Annotated in this window: 14 protein-coding genes; 3 read left to right on the forward strand and 11 right to left on the reverse strand. The window is 72.8% G+C overall.

Annotation, left to right across the window (positions count from 1 at the left end; genetic code table 11):
• Window positions 1-80 precede the first annotated feature (80 nt).
• Window positions 81-1,001 carry a PQQ-binding-like beta-propeller repeat protein gene (locus F4556_RS08790; RefSeq protein WP_184913136.1) on the reverse strand — a complete coding sequence of 307 codons (921 nt, stop codon included), beginning with the start codon at window positions 999-1,001 and terminating at the stop codon, window positions 81-83.
• Window positions 1,002-1,187: 186 nt separating this feature from the next.
• On the opposite strand from F4556_RS08790, the gene ypfJ reads away from it, so the two are divergent.
• Both ypfJ and F4556_RS08800 read left to right on the forward strand, forming a co-directional pair.
• A complete protein-coding gene (ypfJ, locus tag F4556_RS08795) occupies window positions 1,188-2,069 on the forward strand; it encodes a KPN_02809 family neutral zinc metallopeptidase (protein WP_184913138.1) in 882 nt (293 codons plus the stop codon).
• 148 nt (window positions 2,070-2,217) lie between these two features.
• The gene (locus tag F4556_RS08800; protein ID WP_184913140.1) at window positions 2,218-3,291 is read left to right on the forward strand and encodes a glycoside hydrolase family 26 protein; all 1,074 of its coding nucleotides are present in this window, start codon (window positions 2,218-2,220) and stop codon (window positions 3,289-3,291) included.
• On the opposite strand, the gene F4556_RS08805 is transcribed toward F4556_RS08800, so the two are convergent.
• The 8 genes from F4556_RS08805 to F4556_RS08840 all read right to left on the reverse strand — a co-directional run bounded on the left by F4556_RS08805 (window position 3,268) and on the right by F4556_RS08840 (window position 13,830).
• Window positions 3,268-4,425: a GNAT family N-acetyltransferase gene (locus F4556_RS08805; RefSeq protein ID WP_184913142.1), complete on the reverse strand. Its 1,158-nt coding sequence runs from the start codon at window positions 4,423-4,425 to the stop codon at window positions 3,268-3,270. The two genes, F4556_RS08800 and F4556_RS08805, sit on opposite strands and share 24 nt — an antisense overlap.
• Complete coding sequence (locus F4556_RS08810) at window positions 4,422-5,105, reverse strand: YveK family protein (protein ID WP_184913144.1); 684 nt, start codon at window positions 5,103-5,105, stop codon at window positions 4,422-4,424. Before F4556_RS08810 ends, F4556_RS08805 begins: the two co-directional genes overlap by 4 nt.
• A 44-nt stretch (window positions 5,106-5,149) precedes the next feature.
• Window positions 5,150-6,331, reverse strand: a complete 1,182-nt coding sequence (locus F4556_RS08815; protein ID WP_184913145.1) for a glycosyltransferase — start codon at window positions 6,329-6,331, stop codon at window positions 5,150-5,152.
• The gene (locus F4556_RS08820; protein ID WP_184913148.1) at window positions 6,328-8,898 is read right to left on the reverse strand and encodes a lipid II flippase MurJ; all 2,571 of its coding nucleotides are present in this window, start codon (window positions 8,896-8,898) and stop codon (window positions 6,328-6,330) included. The genes F4556_RS08815 and F4556_RS08820 overlap by 4 nt, the downstream gene beginning before the upstream one ends.
• Window positions 8,895-10,268, reverse strand: a complete 1,374-nt coding sequence (locus tag F4556_RS08825; RefSeq protein WP_313068215.1) for an O-antigen ligase family protein — start codon at window positions 10,266-10,268, stop codon at window positions 8,895-8,897. Before F4556_RS08825 ends, F4556_RS08820 begins: the two co-directional genes overlap by 4 nt.
• Before the next feature lie 4 nt (window positions 10,269-10,272).
• Complete coding sequence (locus tag F4556_RS08830) at window positions 10,273-11,778, reverse strand: sugar transferase (protein WP_184913150.1); 1,506 nt, start codon at window positions 11,776-11,778, stop codon at window positions 10,273-10,275.
• A 334-nt stretch (window positions 11,779-12,112) separates the two neighbouring features.
• Window positions 12,113-13,288, reverse strand: coding sequence for a glycosyltransferase (locus F4556_RS08835; RefSeq protein WP_184913151.1), 1,176 nt, complete (start codon window positions 13,286-13,288; stop codon window positions 12,113-12,115).
• Between the two features lie 104 nt (window positions 13,289-13,392).
• Window positions 13,393-13,830, reverse strand: coding sequence for an SRPBCC family protein (locus F4556_RS08840; RefSeq protein ID WP_184913153.1), 438 nt, complete (start codon window positions 13,828-13,830; stop codon window positions 13,393-13,395).
• Window positions 13,831-13,926: 96 nt separating this feature from the next.
• Between F4556_RS08840 and F4556_RS08845 the strand changes: the two genes are divergently transcribed.
• Window positions 13,927-14,796 carry a HipA family kinase gene (locus tag F4556_RS08845; protein ID WP_184913155.1) on the forward strand — a complete coding sequence of 290 codons (870 nt, stop codon included), beginning with the start codon at window positions 13,927-13,929 and terminating at the stop codon, window positions 14,794-14,796.
• 66 nt (window positions 14,797-14,862) lie between these two features.
• Here F4556_RS08845 and F4556_RS08850 read toward each other — a convergent pair whose 3' ends face one another.
• Both F4556_RS08850 and F4556_RS08855 read right to left on the reverse strand, forming a co-directional pair.
• Window positions 14,863-16,335, reverse strand: coding sequence for a S8 family peptidase (locus F4556_RS08850; protein WP_246510987.1), 1,473 nt, complete (start codon window positions 16,333-16,335; stop codon window positions 14,863-14,865).
• Window positions 16,336-16,553: 218 nt separating this feature from the next.
• On the reverse strand, window positions 16,554-19,469 hold the full coding sequence (locus F4556_RS08855) for a glycoside hydrolase family 48 protein (RefSeq protein WP_184913159.1): 2,916 nt from the start codon (window positions 19,467-19,469) through the stop codon (window positions 16,554-16,556).
• Window positions 19,470-19,633: the final 164 nt, after the last annotated feature.

The following is a 19,633-nucleotide window of genomic DNA, read 5'->3' on the forward strand; positions in this document are numbered from 1 at the left end:
CGCCTACGCACGGATCACCTTGAACGAGGTCGGCGTCGCAGTTCCCCGAGCCCCTGGTCAGCTCTGGCTGAGCGCAGCGGCTACTTGGCCGGGCAGCCTGGGGTGGGGTGGAGGGCGGCGAAGGGGACGGTGCAGGTGGATTCGGGGGCGGCGAGCTTGGTGTCGTAGGTGCGGGTGCCCAGGATGGGGCCGTCCTCGATGGTGACGCGCTGGTCGTCGAGGCGGCGGAGCTGGACGTTGGGCCCGGCGTCGAGCTGGAAGCCGCGGAGCGAGAGGCGGAAGCCGGTGATGCCGCCGGGCAGCGGGTTGCCCGCGCCGTTGGTGCCGGTGCAGGAGCGGGGCACCAGCACCGCGTACCCGGTGTGCACCGCCCGCAGTGGGTCGTACGAACACCCGGCCAGCGGGCGGGAGTTGAACCGGAGGTCGCCGTCGCTGTCGCGGAAGCCCATGGTCAGGGCGGGGGTGACCACCGCCACCCAGGGGGTGTCGTCGCCGTCGACCGGCTGGAGCGCCGCGGCGGCCCGCCGGACCGCGCCGGCCTGCTTCTCCGTCTCGGTGCGCTCGACGCCCTCCTTGAGGTCCGCGCCGTCCAGCCACTCGGCCAGGCCGGGGACGGCCCGGTGCCAGCGGACCTCGTGGTCGCTGGGGCGGACCGAGGTGACCATGCCGTCGTCCCAGATCACCACGGCGTTCTCGCCGACCATCGCCTGGTGCAGGGCGGTGGCACCCTCCCGGCGGTAGGACCAGAGGTGTTCGCCGCTCGCCCGGTCGAAGGCTTCCAGACCGGGGCCGACCCGGAGCTCCAGGCTGCCGGCCGCGCGGGTCTGGGCGCCGACCGGGCTGGCCGCCGCGCCGTCCGCATCACCCGGCTTGACCAGGCGGTCGCCGAACGGCACCGGGCGGTTGGCGTGCGCTGCGGCACCCGCCCCGAGCACCACCAGGACGGCGAGCGCGGGCAGCACGGATCGGCGGGTGAGGGCACGCAGCGGCTTCCTGGACACGGGCGGAGCGTATCCAACCGGCGCGCCCGCCGTCAGCTCGGCGCGACGGGCCGCACCCGGTCCGGACGGGGTACGGGAGGTGTCTCCGCACCTCGGAAGCCCATGTCAGCCAACGGGCGACCGTCCCGGAGCGCGGCTAGGGTGCGACTGCGGTCACTGGACGGACTGTTACAGAGGTGGTACGCGATGCAGTTTGACGACCAGGCGGATCTCGACACCTCGCAGGTGCAGGACCGGCGCGGGATGTCCGGCGGGAAGGTCGCGCTGGGCGGCGGTGCGGTGGGGATCGTCGGGTTGATCATCGCGCTGCTGCTCGGGGTGGACCCGGCCACCCTCGGGGTCTCGGACGGCGGCGGGGGCACGGCCGGGCAGACCACGGCGGGCCAGGTGCAGGACACCTGCAAGAAGGGGTCCGACGCCAACCAGCGGCAGGACTGCCGGATGGTCGCGGTGGTGAACAGCGTGCAGAACTTCTGGCAGAACGAGTTCACCCGCCGCGCCGGGGCGTACCGGCCGGCCGAGACGGTGCTGTTCACCGGTCAGGTGTCGACGGCCTGCGGGGCCGCGAGCTCGGCGGTCGGCCCGTTCTACTGTCCGGGTGACCGGAAGGCGTACTTCGACCTCGGCTTCTTCAACGAGCTGAGCAGCCGGTTCGGCGCCAAGGGCGGCCCGTTCGCGGAGGCGTACGTGGTGGCGCACGAGTACGGGCACCACATCCAGAACCTGACCGGGCAGATGAAGAAGGTCGGCCAGGACCGGCAGGGGGCGAACAGCGGCTCGGTGAAGCTGGAGCTGCAGGCCGACTGCTACGCGGGGGTCTGGGCGTACGCCGCGACCCGGACGCCGCAGGCCGGCACCGGGCGGCCGCTGATCACCTCGCTCACCGACGCGGACATCGCCGCCGGGCTGGACGCGGCGGCGGCGGTCGGCGACGACCGGATCCAGCAGCAGGCGCAGGGGCGGGTGAACCCGGAGAGCTGGACGCACGGGTCCTCGGCGCAGCGGCAGCAGTGGTTCGCCACCGGGTACCGAACGGGTGACATGGCGCGGTGCGACACCTTCGGGTGAGGAGCGGTCGTTTTCCCGGCCCGCTGGGCCAACGTCGTGCGCGACCTACCACTATCGAGTGACATGAGGCTTTTCTGACGGTCTGTGGGATTACCGTCGTGCCTACTGGCCTGGACAGGCCCCGCACGCCGTCCCGAGGAGAAGACCCATGCGATTGGCCCGCCTGACGCTGGCCGCCGCCGCGCTGCTGTTGGTGACCACGGCGAGCGTTCCCTCCGGTACTCCGCTGAGCCAGACCGAGCGGCACACCTCGCTCTCCTCGGACGCCATCGAACCGCGCGGTGCGGCCCCCCGTCCGGCCGTCCAACGGGCCAGGCACGAGCCGCCGTTCGGCGCCTTCGTCGGATCGTGGGACAACTACATCCCGAACATCGCCAAGATGGCGACCTGGCTGAACGGCGCCGACATGCAGGTCGGCCACACCTACCTGGCGGGCAACGGCTGGGGGGACGTCGAGGGCGAGTCGGTGGTGCTCGGCCTCTGGTCGCAGTGGAAGCTGGCCGACCCGCAGCGCAAGCTGGTGCTCGGCGTGCCGATGCTGGTGCCGAACGAGAACAACATGCCGGACGCCGAGGTGGCCAGGCTGCTGGCCCGGGCGAACAAGGGCGAGTTCGACCTGCACTTCCTCAAGCTGGCCAGGAAGCTGGTCGCGCTCGGCGGGCAGGACACCGTCATGACGCTGGGCTGGGAGATGAACGGCACCACCTACACCAGCCGCTGCAAGCCCGACCCGACGGCCTGGAAGGCGTACTGGCGGCGGATCGTGACGGTGATGCGCTCGGTGCCCGGGCAGCACTTCAAGTTCGACTTCAACCCGACCCGGGGGCTGGACGCCATCCCGTGGACGCGCTGCTACCCGGGCGACGACGTGGTCGACATCATCGGCATGGACAGCTACGACCAGCCGGCCGGCGGCACCTTCGACGAGTACATCTCCGAGCCGTACGGGCTGCAGGACCAGGTGGAGTTCGCCGCCAAGCGCGGCAAGCCGGTCTCGTACCCGGAGTGGGGGCTGTTCCGCAACGGCGACAACCCGGAGTTCGTCCGGCGGATGGTGGAGTGGATGCGCACCCACGACACCGCCTACCAGACCGTCACCGACTACTGCCCGCACGGCTTCTGGCAGTGCGACCGGAACCCGAGGTCGACCTCAGCGTTCAAGCAGCTGATGTCCGGCTCCAAGGGAGCCGCCTTCCCGTCAGCTCCGCATCCGGGCCAGTAGCACCTTCTTCACGCCGGGCAGCCTGGTGCGCAGCTGGTGCACCAGGGCCTGCCTGATCACGACCCGGACCGCCCGTCCGGCCGCCCACGGGGCGAGCCGGCCGGGGCCCAGCACCAGCCGCTGGTTGGGGAGTTGGTCCGGGCGCCAGCGCTGCTTGTACGGCTCCTGGCCGCGCAGCAGGCTGAGCACCGGGATCTCGGCGGCCCGCACCTCGTCCAGCGCGGCGCCGAACAGCAGGCCGGCGATGTCCAGCCGCTCGCGCAGCGTGGGCTTGGCGCCGTACATGTACAGGCCGCCGAACGGCGGGCTGAGCAGCAGCAGGTTCACCGCGACCAACTCGTCGTCCAGGTAGAACCGGTGGACCGCGGCCCGGCCGGTGGCGACCAGCCCGGTGGTGGACTCGGCCAGGTGGGCGGCGAACCGCGCGGTGCGGTGCTCGGGGGTGACGCCGCGGTCCTGCCACTGCTCGATGTGCAGCCGGAGCAGGCCCTCGATCGCCTCCGGCACCTCGGCCGGGGCGGCGCTGCGGACCTCGATGCCGGACTCGGCGATCTTGCGCTGCTTGACCCGGCTGCGCTGGGCGGTCTTGCCGGGCAGGCGCTTGAGCAGCTCCTCCATCGGGACCGCGGGCAGGTACTGGCAGAGCGAGTCGGCGAACCGGTGCCGGCGGCCGCCCCAGTGCCGGAACACCTGCTGGGCGGCGGCCTCGGGACGGACCTCGCGCAGCTCCAGCGAGTGCCAGGGGCGGGTCAGCGGCAGGGCGGCGGCCAGCTCGGCGGCGGCCCGGTCGGCACAGGAGTCGTCCAGCAGGACGTCGGTGAAGTCCACCAGGCCAGCGCCGAGATTGGTCAACCCGCCGAACGGGCCCCGGCGTTGCAGCGCGGCGGCGGCCGCCAGCCGGTCGTCCCGGTAGACCAGCACCAGCACCAGGGCGCCGGGGCGGCCGTAGTGGCGCCACCAGGAGGCCAGCCAGGCGGCCGACTGGAAGGAGGTGGCGGCACCGCAGCGGGCCGCGAGCTCGTCCCACTCGGCGGCGATCCGGTCGAGGGCGTCGTCCTCCCGGCGGACCTCGGCGCGCCAGCGCGGGGCGCCGGTCTGGGTGGGCAGCGAGCTGACGGAGAGTTCGGTGGTCATCCTCGACTCCCGGTCTGCTGCGGCTCCTTGGCGGCCTCGGCGCGGCGCTTGGGGACCTCCAGCGAGAGGGTGACGGTCTGTTCGGACGGGGTCTCGACCGGGGCACCGGGGTCGGCTTCGGCCTTCTTCGGGCGGCGGGTCATCAGCACCAGCGCGCCGAGCAGCAGCCCGCCGGCCGCGCCGACCGCGACGTCCAGCTGGGCGGACGGGGTGGCCGGGCGGTCCGGTACGGCGGCGCCGGCCAGCGGGACCAGCTTGACGCCGGTCTCCTTGGTGCTGGTGTTGGCGAAGGCGATCAGCGACTTGGCCACCGCGTCGGCGGCCCGCGCGGCGTCCGTGCCCTTGCCGCCGGAGCCGGTGATCTCGATCACCGGGGCGTCCGGCGAGGTGGTGCCCCGGACCAGCTCGGCCAGCTCGTTGATGGTCCGGCCGGTCTCGGCCGCCGCGCCCGCGAGCACCTGCGGCTGGCCGGCCAGCCGGCCGTACGCCTGGGCGAAGTTGACCGCGGTGGCGCCCTCCCCCGGGCCCTGCGGGACCACCACCACATAGGAGTTGGCGGCGTAGCTGGGGTGCGAGACGACGGCGTATCCGGCGCCGGCCATGGCACCCAGCGGCACGGCGAGCGCGACCGGCCACCAACGGCGGGTCAGGGTGCGCGCGCGGCTGCGCAGTTCGGACATGGGAAGCTCCTTGGCTAGAACGTTCGATTCAGGACTGGGCCGGGTCAGCGGGACCCGGCGGCCACCGGTGCGCGCTCGCCCGGGCCCCGGCCGGGCGCTCCGCCGAGGCGGTCGTAGAGCAGCGCCAGCCGGTCCGCGATCCGGGCGATGTCGTAGTGGGCGACCGCGGGGGGCTGCGGCAGCACGGCGCTGCGGCTGCTCCAGAGTTCGCACAGCGAGGCGGTGTAGGCGGCGGCCGTGCCGGGCAGCCGGACCGCCCCGGGGGCGGCCTCGGGGGGCAGCTCGTCGAGGGCCGGGCAGGCGCTGTGCCGGACCGGCAGACCGGCGGCCAGGCCCTCCAGCACGGTCAGACCGAAGGTCTCCTCGGCCGAGGGTGCGGCCAACACGTCCATCGCGGTGAGCAGTTCGGGCACGTCGGAGCGCTCACCGGTGAGCAGCAGCCGGTGCAGCACCCCGAGCTCGCCGGCCTGCCGGAGCAGCGCCGCCCGCTCGGGCCCGGCGCCGACCACCAGCAGCCAGGGCTCCCGCAGCGCCGGGTGCTGGGCTGCCAGCCTGGTCAGCTCGGCCAGCACCGGGACCAGCAGCCCGAACTGCTTGCCGGGGACCAGCCGGCCGACCGCGCCGATCACCCAGGCGGACTGCGGCAGGCCGAGCTCGGCCCGGACGCCCTGCCGCAGCGCCGCCCGGGAGGCGGTCGGCAGGCAGTACCTGGCGGTCTCGATCCCGTTCGGCAGCAGCTCCACCCGCTGGGCCGGCACCCCCCAGTCGTCCAGGGTGGCGGCGACCTGCCGGGAGACCGCGACGGTGGTCGAGCCGAGCCGTTCGGCGGCCAGGTAGAGCGCCTTGACGCCGGGGGTGACCGGACGGCCCTCGATCACCGTGGCGTGCAGCGAGTGCTCGGTGGCCAGCACCGGGCGCACCCCGGCCAGCCGGGCGGCCAGCCGGCCGTACAGCCCGGCCCGGTAGAGGTGGGTGTGCACCAGGTCGTACCGGCCCTGCCGGATCAGGCCGGTGAGCCGGGGCAGCACCCCGAGGTCGCGGTTGCCGCGCATCGCGAGGTCGTGCACCGGGACGCCGGCGGCGGTCAGCGCGGCGGCCACCGTGCCGGGGTTGGTCAGGGTGGCCACCTCGCACCGGTGCCGCCCCGGCAGGTGACGGAGGATCAGCTCGAGCTGGCGCTCGGCTCCGCCGGAGGCCAGCCCGGTGATCACGTGCAGGACCTTCACCGGCCGGCCCTCCGCGGGCGGCGGGCGCGCAGCGCGGTGAGCACGTCGCGGACCCGGTGCCGACCGCGCTTGGCCCGCAGCCGCAAGGCGCCGTCCCGGTCGCCGACATAGCTCCGGGGCAGGGCGTAACGGCCGGTGAGCCCGCCGTGCGCGATCGCGCAGGCGTAGTCGTACCCGGCGTCCCGGACCGCGTGGGTGGCGGCCAGGTCGACCGCGCCGTACGGGTAGCAGAAACCGGTGACCGGTCCGCCGATCAGCTCCTCCAGGGCCCGGCGGCTCTCCCTGGTCTGCACCGCGAGGTCGGCGGCGGGCAGCCCGGGCAGGGCCTGGTGGCCGAGGCCGTGCGAGCCGATCTCCCAGCCCGCGCGGGCCAGTTCGGTCACCTGATCGAGGGTCAGCAGCTGCTTGCGCGGGCCCTTGACGTCCCAGCCGTTCTCGGTGCCGAGCAGGTCGGGCACCACGTACGCGGTCGCGGTGAAGCCGTACTCGTGCAGCACCGGGACGGCGTACCGGGCGAAGTCGGCGTAGCCGTCGTCGAAGGTCAGGCCGACCAGGTGGCCGGCGGTGCCCTCGGCTCTCGCCCGGAGCAGTTCGCGGACGCTGACGCCGCGTCGGCCGGTGCGGTGCAGCCAGGCCATCTGGGCGGCGAAGCGTTCGGGGCTGACGGTGAGCAGGTACGGGTCCTCCTCCTCGTCGGCCACCGAGTGGTACATCAGGATCCACGGGGCGCTCCGGCCGGACCCGGCCTGACGTTTGGCGCGACCGGCGGTTGCCTGCGCCGGGAGGCGCAACTGCTGGGCGGAGTCGACGTCCATGGGGCAGCTTCCCTTCAGCGGCCGAAGGTGGTGGGTGGGCCCGGGGGCGGGCGGGGTGGTGGCGACCGTCCCGCCCGGCTCGGCCCGGGGGCGCGGGCCGGGGCCGAACCTGGCCAGGCCCCCCAGCAGCGGTTCGCGGACCTCGGCCGCGCCGAAGGCGGTGCCGAGACCGGCGAAGACGAGCAGCACGGTCACCCCGCCGACCAGGGTGGCCAGCAGCGGCGAGGGAGTCAGGCCGTCGGCCAGGTACCCGACGGCCGCGGCGCCCACCGCGGCCGCCAGCAGGCGGGACTGGCCGGTGAGCACCTTCGGCACCCGGAGCGCGATGCCGCGCAGCAGCAGCCCGCGGAGCAGCAGCCCGGCGGTGGTGGTGATCCCGGCGGCGTTCCCGGCGGCCAGGCCCAGGCCGCCGTAGTGCGGGGTGGCGGCCAGGCCGACCGCGACGGTGACCAGCAGGCCGACCGCCATCGCGGCGACCGGGTACCAGTCCAGCCGGGTCACCCGGAAGCTGCTCGGGTCCTCGTCGGCCCGGCGGACCACCGGGCGGACCGAGAAGTACGGCCGGACCATCACGCCGATCAGCGCCTGGGCCGGCAGCCCGAAGCTGTAGACCCGGATCACGGCGGCGGTGGCGGCGGTGTCGTGGGCGGTGAAGGCGCCGCGCTCGAACAGCAGGGCCACCACCGAGGGCGCGCAGGCCATCAGGAACGCGGTGCCGACCAGCACCAGCGCGGTGGCCTGGCCGATGTCCTTCTCCACCCGGTCCCGGGCGGTCCGCAGGTCGCCCGCGGCGAGTGCGCGGGCGACCAGCGGGAAGGTGACGGTGCAGATCAGGATGGCGGCGGTCATCGCCAGCTGGGAGACCTTGGCCGCGTAGTTCAGGTGCGAGATGGTGCCCGGCGGCAGGCCCGAGCCGAGGTGGCGCTCGATGAAGACCTGGGACTGCCGGGTCAGCGTGAAGCCCGCGACCGGCAGTATCGCCAGCGGGATCAGCACCAGCCCGGCCGGGCCGCCCCGGCGGGACTTCCGGGGCCTGCGCCGGCTCACCTTCAGCCGGCGCAGGAACGGGCCGATCAGCACCCCGGTCATCAGCAGGCTGCCGAACGCGACACCGATCGCGGCCGACCTGACCCCCCAGGCGGTGTGGCCGACCAGCAGGAAGCCGAGGATCGCCAGGTTGTACGCGACGTAGATGCCGGCCGGTGCGGTGAAGCTGTGGTGGGCCCGGAGCGCGCTGCCCAGGTAGCCCGCGACGCCGAACGGCAGGATGGTGAGCGCGGTGATCCGGGTGCAGGTGACGGCCAGCCCCGGGTCGACCAGGCCGGGGGCCAGGAACCGGACCAGCTGCGGGGCGCCGACGGCGGTCAGCAGCGAGAGGCCGCACAGCGTCAGCAGCAGCCAGGGCAGGGTGGCCCGGACCAGCTGCCGGACCGGATCCGGGCCCTTGGGGCGCTCCTCGCGCAGCACCAGGGCCAGGCTGAACGCCGGGACCATCAGGAACGCCATCGCGTCCTCGATCAGCAGCGGTGCGGCGGTCTCCGGGACCGTCCAGGCCACCAGGAAGGCGTCGGTGCCCTGGTTGGCCCCGAAGTACCTGGCCAGCAGCAGGTCGCGGAGCAGGCCGAAGGCGGAGCCGGCGGCGGTGAGCAGCGCGGTGACCCCGAAGGCCTTGGCGAGGAAGTCGCGCCGGGGCGCCGGGGGGCCCGGCGGGGCAGCTGCCCCGACCACGGCGACGTGCTGATCCGTACTCATGTCTGCTTTGCCTCACCGGCGTTCGGGCCAGGCAGCGCCGTACGGGCGGCAAGGCCGAGGATCACCGAGGTGAGCACCGTGGTGGTCCCCCCGATATCGGCGTACAGGAAGTCCACCAGCACCCAGACCAGCAGCCCGAGGGCCGCCAGCCGGGGGCCGTCGACCGTCGGGCTCCGGGCGGTGCCGCCGACCGGCGACAGCCCCTTGGTGGCCGAATCACCCACCCTGAGAAGGCAGTTGACCAGCAGGGTGAGGAACAGGGCCAGGTAGGCCAGCACCCCGATCAGGCCCTGCTCGCTCAGCACCAGGAAGTACATGTTGTGCGGCGAGAGCAGCGGCTCGCGGGTGAAGCCGATCTGCGAGTCGGCCGCGTCGCTGCCCGAGGAGAGCCGCAACGGGGCGTGGCTGTCCCGGAGTTGCTGGAAGGCCTTGGGGCCGGCGCCGGTCACCGGGTGGTCCTGCCAGATCCGGCCCGCGGTGCCCCAGAGGTCGTAGCGGTCGGTCACCGACTGGTCGGGGGTGTCGGAGACCGCGCCGATGCTGGAGAGCCGGTTGGTCACCCCCGAGCCGCCGAGGCCGAGCCCCCCGACCAGCACCAGCCCGAGGGCGGCGGCCAGCACCGCGCCGCGGAGCGCCAGCCGGGCGTCGGCCCGCAGCAGCACCACGGCGGCGGCGGCCGCGCAGGCGATCCAGCTGCCCCGGCTGAAGGAGACCGCGAGTGGGAAGACCAGGAAGCCCGCGGCGGCCCAACAGCCGATCCGCAGACGGCGGTTGCCGCCGGGGCCGCGCTCCCCCAGGGCCAGCGCGAGGGCGGCCAGCAACCCGAAGCAGACCACCGTGGACATCGCCATGATGTCGAGCGCCCCGAAGGTGCCGATCGCCCGGATCGGCTGCCCGGTGTACGAGGCGCCCGTCCCGGTCAGGAACTGCTTGGCCCCGACCACGCCCTGCACCAGGGCGGCCAGTACCAGGGAGCCGAGCACCAGTTGCTGGTCCCGCCGGTCGCGCAGCGAGCAGAGCACGGCGGCCGGCACCAGCACGAAGACCTGCACCAGCCGAACGAAGCCGGTGACACTGGCCATCGGGTCGATCGAGTGCACGGTGGCCACGCCCGCCGAGCAGACCACCGCGCCGAACAGCACGCAGACGGTCCGGTTGAGGGCCGGCAGCCGACCGCGCAGCAGGCCCAGCGCCATGGTGCCGACCAGCGCCAGCGAGGCCAGATCGGCCGCGGTGACGTGCACGGCGGCGGTGACGTCCTTGTCACCGGTCGGCACGCAGACCAGCAGGACGGTGGCGGCGGCCAGCAGACTCGGGCGAGCGGTCAGCCGGCCGGGTAAGGCGATGTTCTGAGGCAGGGTCAGCGCCACCGGCTCAGCTCCCGTCCGGGTGCAGCATCAGGGCGGCGGTGCGGAACAGCAGCTTGACGTCGAGCCAGAGGTTCCAGCTCTCGATGTAGCGGTTGTCGAACCGGGCCCTGGCCTCGATCGAGGTGTCCCCGCGCAGGCCGTTGGCCTGGGCGAGTCCGGTCAGGCCGACCGGGACGCGGTGCCGGTCGGCGTACTCGGGGTACGCCTGGCTGAACCGCATGACGAAGTACGGGCGTTCGGGCCGAGGGCCGACCAGGCTCATGTCGCCGCGCAGCACGTTCCACAGCTGCGGCAGCTCGTCCAGCGAGCTGTGCCGGAGGAAGTGGCCGACCCGGCTCATCCGGTGGTCCTGGGCGATGTTCCAGTGGGTGGCCGACTCGTGCTCGTTGGCCGGGCGCAGGGTGCGGAACTTCAGCAGGGTGAAGACCTTGCCGTCCAGACCGGTGCGCTGCTGGCGGAACAGCACGCCGGGGCCGGTGTCCACCCGGACCGCGAGGGCGCAGACGGCCAGCACCGGGGAGACCAGCAGCAGGCCGAACAGGGCGGCGGTGATGTCCAGCGCCCGCTTGGCGGCCCAGCCGTGCCGGCGCATCGCGGGGCGGTCGAGCTGCAGACAGGGGAAGCCCCAGAGGTGGTCCCCCCGGCTCCGGTCGGCCACCGCGCCGTACTCGCGCAGGGCGGGCACCAGCCAGACCCGGCAGCCGAGCCGGGCGGCCTCGCGCAGCGCGGCGGCGGTCTCGGCCTCGTCGGCGGCACCCTCGGTGGCCACCACGTGGTGCACCCGGTGGCGGCGGATCTCCCGCTCCAGCACCTCGCGGCCGCCGAGCACCGGGAGCGTCGCGTCCTCGGCGAGCAGCACCGGGTCGGGGTCGAGGAAGCCGACCGGGCGCAGCCCGTACTCCCGACGCTCCGTCAGAGCGGCGGCCACCTGCTGGCCGAGCTGCCCGGCGCCGAGCACCAGGACGGGGCTGGGACGGCGGCGGCGGGCCTTGCGGATCAGGTGGTAGACGAAGGCCCGGCCGACCGAGGCGAGCAGCAGGAAGGCGGCCACCAGGGAGAGCAGGCGGAGCGGGGTGGCCGGGCCGCTGTCCGGCCAGCCGTCCAGGCAGGCGGAGAGCGTGACGGCGAAGGCCGTCGCGACCGTGGCCCTGGCGGCCAGGGCGGGGAGCTCGTCCAGTGCGGAGAGGGTGAGCCGGTTCCGGTACAGCCCGCCGGTCAGGTTGAGCGGCAGCAGCAGCGGCAGCACGGCGGCGGCGCCGAGCAGTGGCCGCTGCGGGTCGGTGGCGGTCAGCACGGTGGCGGCGCAGACCGCGAGTCCGTCGGCGGTCAGTAGCCCGAGCGGGTGGGCCAGTCGGGAGCGGAACGGGCGGCGGTGCCGCCCGACCGGTGGAGCGGATCTGGCCTGCACCGGGCGCCGGGGCGGGCGCCGGTCGAGGAGCTCGGTGGTGACCCGGCGGGAGGGCGGCAGGGGTCGGCCCGGCCGTGGCACACTCTCGTGGTCAATGGTCATCAGCGCACGAACTCCCCTGCTGTGTACCCGCCTTGACGGGACACCCGGACCCGGAGTCGGACCGACGAGTTAATCCCGGCCGACGGATGCGGTCCAGGTAGCACCTGCTGCCAAGGGCGGCATTCGGGTCACTCCGAGAACCGCGCTCAGAAATGACAACGAAGCAGGCAAAATCAGACAATACCGAACGCTGGCTTGATTGCAGGAAGTTGACTTGCCATTTCATTCCACCCGCCCATTAATCAGACTTTCGGACTTTGAATCCTCGGGTCACCCGGTCGAGATGCGAACACGGCAGCACCTTCGCGGCGAGCATTCACGGTCTGAGAAACGATCAGGACCGCTCTGGGACACGGGTGTCACGGCGCCCCGCCGCGCGAGGGCCGGGAACGCCGTCTCGAAGAAGGTTTCGATAGAGCAGCTCCACCTGGCGCACCACCCCTCGGACATCGTGATAATCGGACATTCGTTCACGGGCCAGCAGGCCGAGCCGTTCGCACTCGATCGGATCTTTCAGCGCCTGTGCGATCAAGTGTGCGAGTGCGGCCGGATTCTCCGGCTCGACCAGGCCGGTACGGAGCAGCTCCGGGGGCAGGCATTCCCGGGCACCCGGCACGTCCGAGAGCAGCACCGGACGGGCGGTGGCCATCGCCTCCAGCGGCGCCAGCGCCATCCCCTCCCAGCGCGAGGGCAGCACCACCAGGTCGGCGGCGGCCAGCCAGGGCCTGGGGTCGGTGACGTCGCCCGCCATCCTGACCCGGGCCGGGTCGGGGAGTTCACGCACCCGGTCGGCCAGCGCGGTGGCCTCGGGCCCGCCGCCGACCAGCGCCAGCCTGGCTCCCGGCAGCTGTTCGGTGACGGTCGGCCAGGCGTCCAGCAGGATGTCCTGGCCCTTCTGCCGGCAGAGCCGCCCGACACAGACCGCGAGTGGGTCCTCCAGGTCCAGGCCCAGCGACATCCGGGCGGCCCGGCGGGCCGCCGAGTCGGCGGGCGCGTGGTGCCGCAGGTCCACGCCGTTCGGGATCACCTGCCAACGGGCCGTCAGCCCGGCCTGCTCGCCGTCCCGCCGCTCCTGCGCGCTGACGCAGAGCACCGCGCGGGCCCACCGGGTGGCGAACCGCTCCCAGCGCAGACTGGCCGCCGCCACCGGACCCTGCACGGCGGCGAACGACCAGGCGTGCGGCTGGAACACGGTGGGGACGGCCCCCCGGACGGCCAGCCGGCCCGCCAGGCCCGCCTTGGCGCTGTGCAGGTGCAGCACGTCGGGGTTGGCCCCCCGGACGATCCGGCGCAGCCGCCACGCCTCCGCCAGCGTCCCGGGCCCGGGCGAGCGGCCCGCCTGCCAGTCCAGTACCAGGGCGCCGGCCGCGGCCGCCTCGGCCGCCAGCCGACCGTCGGCCGGGCAGGCCACCAGCACCCGGCAGCCCGCCTCGCGCTGACCCCGGACCAGATCGACCACCACCCGGGCGACGCCGCCGTCCACGGGCTGGGAAACATGAAGGATCGTCATATGCACGGCCGTGAGCCTAGGTTGGCGCGTACGCTACGTGACCCCGCTGTCACCCGGACCGGGGATCAGAACCACTCGTTCGAGAAATTCAGGGCCGATCGGTCTCAGGCGACCTCGGTCGCCAGCGCGACCAGGATCTGGTCGTGGATCCGGTTCAGACCCTTGGGGGCGAAGGTCCGCTCGAAGAACCCGCCGATCCCGGTGGCGCCGGTCCAGCTCGCCTGCACGGTGACCTTGCTGCCCGACCCGTGCCCGGCCACCTTCCAGGTGATCACCATCGAGGAGTTGGCGTCGGTCTCCATCAGCGTGCGGGTGCCCGGCTCGGTCACGCTGAACAGGCAGTCCCTGACCCGCTTCTCGGTCGCCTGCAGCCGCCAGTGCACCTCGGTGCCCGCGCCCGTACCGCCGGCCCGCACCTCGTACTCGCTGTACTGCGCGGGCAGCAGCTTCGGCCGCGTCACCGCGTAGTCGGCCAGCGCCTCGAACACCCGCTCGGGGCTCGCCGGGTAGCTGCGCTCGGTGGTGGCGTACACCTGTCCCATGATCCGTACTCTCCTCTGACTGCTGCCGACTGCTGCTCCGGCACTGCTGCGTTTATCCAAGCCAACCACAGCGGAACCCGGGTTACGCTGGCCGGTGTGCTGACCGAGGTGACCGCTCTCCGTTATCTGGACCCGCTGCGTGCCGGGGGGTCCGTGCCCGGCATCGTGGAGACCGACGACCTGGGCACCTATGTGGTGAAGTTCAGCGGCGCCGCCCAGGGGCACAAGGCGCTGATCGCCGAGGTGGTGGTCGGCGAACTGGCCCGGCGGCTCGGTCTGCGGGTGCCCGAGCTGGTCCTGGTGGACTTCGACCCCGAAGTGGCGGCGCACGAGCCGGACCCGGAGATCCAGGACATCCTGCGCGGCAGCGCCGGGCGCAACCTCGGGATGGACTACCTGCCGGGTGCGCGGGACTTTGAGCCCGGCATGATCGAGGTCGACCCGGTCGAGGCGGGCCGGGTGGTCTGGCTGGACGCGCTGACCGGCAACGTGGACCGCAGCTGCCGCAACCCCAATCTGATGGTCTGGCACGGCCGGCTCTGGCTGATCGACAACGGCGCCGGGCTGATCTTCCACCACCGCTGGTCCGGCGCGGCCGGTTCGGTGCTCAAGCGGTACGACCTCAGCGACCACGCGCTCGGCGCCCACCACCCCGACGTCGCGGCCGCCGACGCCGCACTGGCCCACCTGGTGACCCCGGAGCTGCTGCGCGAGGTGGTCGCCCTGGTGCCCGAGGAGTGGCTGACGGACGAGCCGGGCTTCGACTCGGTCGAGCACCTCAGGGACGCGTACGTGACCCAACTCGCCACCCGCGCCGCCCAGTCGGCCGCCTGGCTGCCCGACGGCTTCGCCACCGCAGAGCAGCTCAGGCAGACCGCCGCCGAGCGGGCCGCCGCCACCCGGGCGGGCCGCCCGAGCTGGCTCCAGGAGGTCCCCGACCTCTCCGGCCGGCCCCGGACGCGCTGAGCGCACCGGCCCGCCCGGGTACGCGGGCGGGCCGGTGCGCTCATGGTGCGCTCACGCCGTGTCAGCTCAGCCGCGCCACCACTGCACCGCGGTGGCCGCGTTGACGATGCCCGCGCCGTAGAAGCCGTTCTGCGCGGTGCCGCCCTCGCAGGTCGCCGCCCAGGCGCCGTCGCCGCTCGGGTCGAAGACCGCCGGGCAGGCGTGCTCGGTGGCCTGGCCGGTCAGCATCCGCCGGAGCTGCTCGGGGCCGGCCCACGGGTGGCTGGAGGCGAGCAGCGCGGCGACGCCCGCCGCGTGCGGGGAAGCCATCGAAGTGCCCTGCATGTAGCCGTACTTGTTGCCCCGGACGGTCGAGAGGATCCGGCCGTTCTTCGCCGGGGTGTTCGGGATCTGGTAGCGGGAGTCGCCACCGGGGGCCGCGACCGTGATCTTGCCCTGGCCGTAGCTGGAGAAGAAGGACTTGTTGCCGTTCACCCCGACCGAGGCCACGTTCACCACGCCGGGGAGCTCGGCCGGCAGGCTCAGGCAGCCGGTGTCGACCGGACGGGGCACCGGCACGGTGTCGTCCGGGCTGGTGTCGTCGGTGGTCTTGTGCGCCAGGTCGATGTTCTCGTTGCCCGCCGCCGCGACGCTCAGCACACCGTTGCGCTCGGCGAAGGCGGTGGCCCGCCGGACCGAGGTCAGGATGGCCGCCTGATCCGGGTCATTGGAGCAGTTGAACATCCAAGGGTCCACGTAGTAGCTGTTGTTGGTGACCTGGAAGTGGTGCTCACCGGCCCAGACGAAACCGCAGACCGCGTACTCCGGGAAGATGTAGCCGCCGTCGTCCACCACCTTCACCGCCGCCAGCCGGACGTTCGGGGCCACCCCGAGCACGCCCTTGCCGTTCTTGGCGGCGGCGATGGTGCCCGCGACGTGGGTTCCGTGGTCGCTGGTGGTGGGCTGCCAGGCCTGGAAGTCGGTGTTCGGCCTGCCGTTGTCGATGCAGGACACCGACTGCGCGGCGTCCACGTTGGCGGCCAGGTCCTCGTGGGTGGCGTCGATGCCGGAGTCGAGCACGCCGACCGTCACCCGGCGGCTGCCGAGGCTGGTCCGGTGCGCCTCGGGGACGCCGATGGTGCCCAGCGACCACTGGTCGGCCTGCAACGGCTCGTCGGCTCCCGCCCCCGCGGCCAGCAACGCGGCCGGTGGGGTGGCGAGTTCGACGGTGTCGTCGCCGATGCCCGCGGTGACGGCCTTCGTCCGGCTGGCGCCGACCGAGTCGACCACGTGGGAGGCGCGCAGCCCGGCCGCGAAGCCGGTGGAGTCCGAGCGGGCGATGATCACGCCGATCTGCTCGTAGGACTGCACCACCGTGCCGCCGAGCCGGATGATCGCCCGTTCGGCCAGCTTGACCTGACCGTGGTTGGCTTTGGTGTTCACCAGATAGTTGAACAGCGGGCCGGTCTCCGCCGCGCCACTGCCCGCCGCGTCGGCCGCGACCGCGGTGCCGGTCGGCAGGGTCAGCGTCCCCGCGGCCACCAGGGCCAGCCCGGCCATCCCGCGTCCGAACCGGCCTGTCCGAGGAACTCTCATAGGGGTTGGCCCTCCCGAGTTGTCCGCCCGCGCCCGCGGATGGCGGGTGCGTGAGCTGCCCGGGACGCTAGTGACCCCGGGCCGCCCTCCGCAAGAGGTACGCACGACGGCCACCTGGAACGCACACGACCGGGCGTACGGCCTTCCGGCCGTACGCCCGGCGGTAACTGACGGAGGGTCAGTTACCCGAACAGCTCACCGTAGGTGGCCATCGCGGTCGCGATGTCCGCCTGGGCCCAGAACCGGTGGTAGGTGAAGACCGGTGCGGGACCGCCGTCCAGGTAGGCCTGGACCTTGGCGAAGGCGGGGTCGTTCTTGTAGAAGGAACGCATCGAGAGGAAGGTGGAGCTGGAGTTGACCGGGTCGCCGTTCGGCATCGTCCCGGTCCAGCCCGAGGGCACCGAGACCGAGTCCTTGAACCGGATGTAGTCCGTCCGGGTCTCCGGCACCGCGATGCCCAGCGCGTCCTGGTGGTTGCCCCACATCCCGTCCAGCAGCTTCTGCGCCGCCGTCTTGGCGGCCGCGTTGCCGGACTTCGCCGCGTAGTACGAGAGCAGCTTGGCGTACGAGCCGGCCACCCCGACGTCCTTGGTGTAGTCGACCACGCTCACGTGCAGACCGGTGTTGGCGCCGGGTGCGGTGGCGTTCCAGCTGTCCGGCTTGCCGCTCCAGGCCAGCGTGGACGGGATCTGGTAGGTGCCGTCGGCGTTGAAGGTGGTCTTGCTCAGCGCCCAGGTGACCCACTTGTCGAGGACGGCCTTGGCCTTGGCGTCACCGCTGGCGTAGTAGTACTCGGCGACCCGCTCCAGACCCCAGGTCTGGAAGCCGAACCACTGGTTGCTCGGCGGGTCGTGGTAGACCGGCGCCTCGTCGTAGTACATCCCGTAGAAGGTCGGGGTGTTGGCGGGCGGGGTGGCGTAGCTGCCCTCCCAGCTGTTGGTCGCCCCACCGGAGATGGCGCCCTCGCTGGACTGCAGCCACTGGATGAACTCGACCTGGCGGGTCAGGCTGGTGGCCCAGTCCGCCTTGCCGGTGGCCGACTTGGGGGCCAGCGCCGGGTCGTTCACCAGCGCGTACGCGGCCATCGGGTTCTGGTAGCCGCCGTGCGCGGCCCCGTCGCCGATCCGCCAGGCCCAGCCGGAGTTGGTGTCGGTCGCGCCGCCCCAGGCGTAGTACCAGGAGAGCAGGTAGTGCGAGGAGTCCTTGCCGCTGCCCGCCGGGCAGGTGGAGGCGCCGACGCAGTTGCCGATCTTCTTGAAGTACTTGTCGAAGAACGAGTACCGCAGGTAGTCGCCCATCTTGCCGGCCTTGGCGACGGTGGCCGAGACCTGGCCGCCGTTGCCCTGGGCCTTGGCCCAGGTGTCCGCCCAGTAGGCGGCCTGGACGGCACGCGCGTCGGCGTCCGGGGCGTCGGTGAACTTCCACTGCTTGGCGTAGGAGTTGTCCTTGACGAACAGGTCCAGGAAGCCGTTCTTGCCGCCGTAGGCGAACTTGTCGCAGGTCGGCTGCGGGATGGTCTCCCAGACCGACTCCTGCGAACCGCGCTGGTAGGTGTTGATGTACGACGGCCCGGTGTCGGCCGGCCCGGCCTCGCACTTGCCGGGCGCGTTGCCGAAGCCGTAGACGTTGTCGACGTCCTGCAGCCAGTGCATGCCGTAGATGTCACTGGTGCCGTACGCGCTGGACAGCTCGGCCGCGATCGGGTCCTGACCCGCCGTCACCGAGGTGTTCAGCGGCGCCGGGTAGTCGCCCGGCAGCGGCATCTCGGGAGCGTAGGTGGCGGGCTTGGCCGCGTTGTAGAAGCTGTTGGTCGGCTGGTCCGCGTGGGTGGGGATCATGTACGTCTCCATGAGCGTCCACGCCGCGTTGAACTTGGACCAGTCCTTGCTGACCCGGCCGTACTGGGCCTCCAGCCAGAGCAGGTAGCTGTAGGCCTCCGAAGTGGTCTGGTGCCCGTGGTCGGGCGCCTCCACCAGCAGGGTCTCCACCGAGTGGTACGGGATGCCCTCGGGTGAGAAGTAGCCGTTCGCCGGGTCCTTCAGCTTGGTGTAGAGCTGCAGGAAGCGGTCGTTGTACACGCCGGTGCCGGCGGCCAGCTCGGTCACCGTGACGGCGGCGGCGGTGTGGCCGGTGGCGGCGGCGGTGAAGGTCGCCGAGCCGGTGCCGGTCGCGTCGGCGGTGAGCGTGACGGTCTGCGCGGTGGCCCAGTTGGCGGGCGTGAAGGTCAGGCTCGCGCCGCCGCTGACGGTCAGTCCGGTGTTGCCCGAGGTACGGGTGGTGGTCACCGTGACATTGGCGGTGGGCTGGGCGGAGAGCTTCACCGTGAAGGTACCGGTCTTGCCCTGGGTGACCGAGAGGCTGACCGGGGTGGCGGTGATGGCCGGCCCGGACGCCACCGTGATGCCCGACGGGGCGGACTCGCCGGTCGCACCGGTGCTGTCGTACGCCTTGGCGTAGACCGAGTGGCTGCCGGAGGCGGCACCGGCCCAACTGAAGGAGTACGGCGCACTGGTGTCGGTGGCCAGCAGGGTGGCGTTGTCGTAGAACTCCACCTTGCTGATGCTCGCGCCGTCGCTCGCGGTCGCCGTGGCGGCCAGCGGGATGGCGGCCCCGGCGGCGTAACTCGCCCCGGGCGCCGGGCTGGTGAGCGTGGTGACCGGCGGCTGGTGGGCGCCGGCGCAGGTGGTGCCGTTGACCGCGAAGGAGGTGGGCGCCGCGTTGCTGCCGGAGTAGCTGAAGTTGGCGCCCGGGGTGGCGTTGCCGCCGGGGGCGATGGTGGCGTTCCAGGACAGGCTGCTGACGGTGACGTTCTTGCCGCTCTGGGTCCAGTCGCCGTTCCAGCCGCTGCCGGAGAGGGCCTGGTTGCCGGTGTAGGCGTAGGTCAGGGTCCAGCCGTTGAGAGCAGCGGTCCCGACGTTGTTGATCTTCACGTTGGCGGTGAAACCGCTACCCCAGTCGTTCGTGGAGTAGTCGACGGCGCACTGGATCACGGCCGCCGAGGCCGGGGTACCGACCATCGTGCTGAGTCCGGCGGCCAGCAGCGTGAGGGCTGCGCCGAGTGCGGACAAGCGGGAACTGCGAGAGGTGGGCGGTGACATCTGACGGCTCCTGCGGGTGGGGGCTGCGGGTGGGGGCTACGAGAACGGGGAACTGTTCGCTGAGCGCGAGGCATGGCACTCGCACCTGTGGGAGCGCTCCCAAATATCGGGAGGGACTGAGTGGCTGTCAAGAGATTGCGCAGCCGGGGCAGTTGGCAACTACG

It is taken from the genome of Kitasatospora gansuensis, assembly GCF_014203705.1.
Lineage (GTDB): Bacteria > Actinomycetota > Actinomycetes > Streptomycetales > Streptomycetaceae > Kitasatospora > Kitasatospora gansuensis.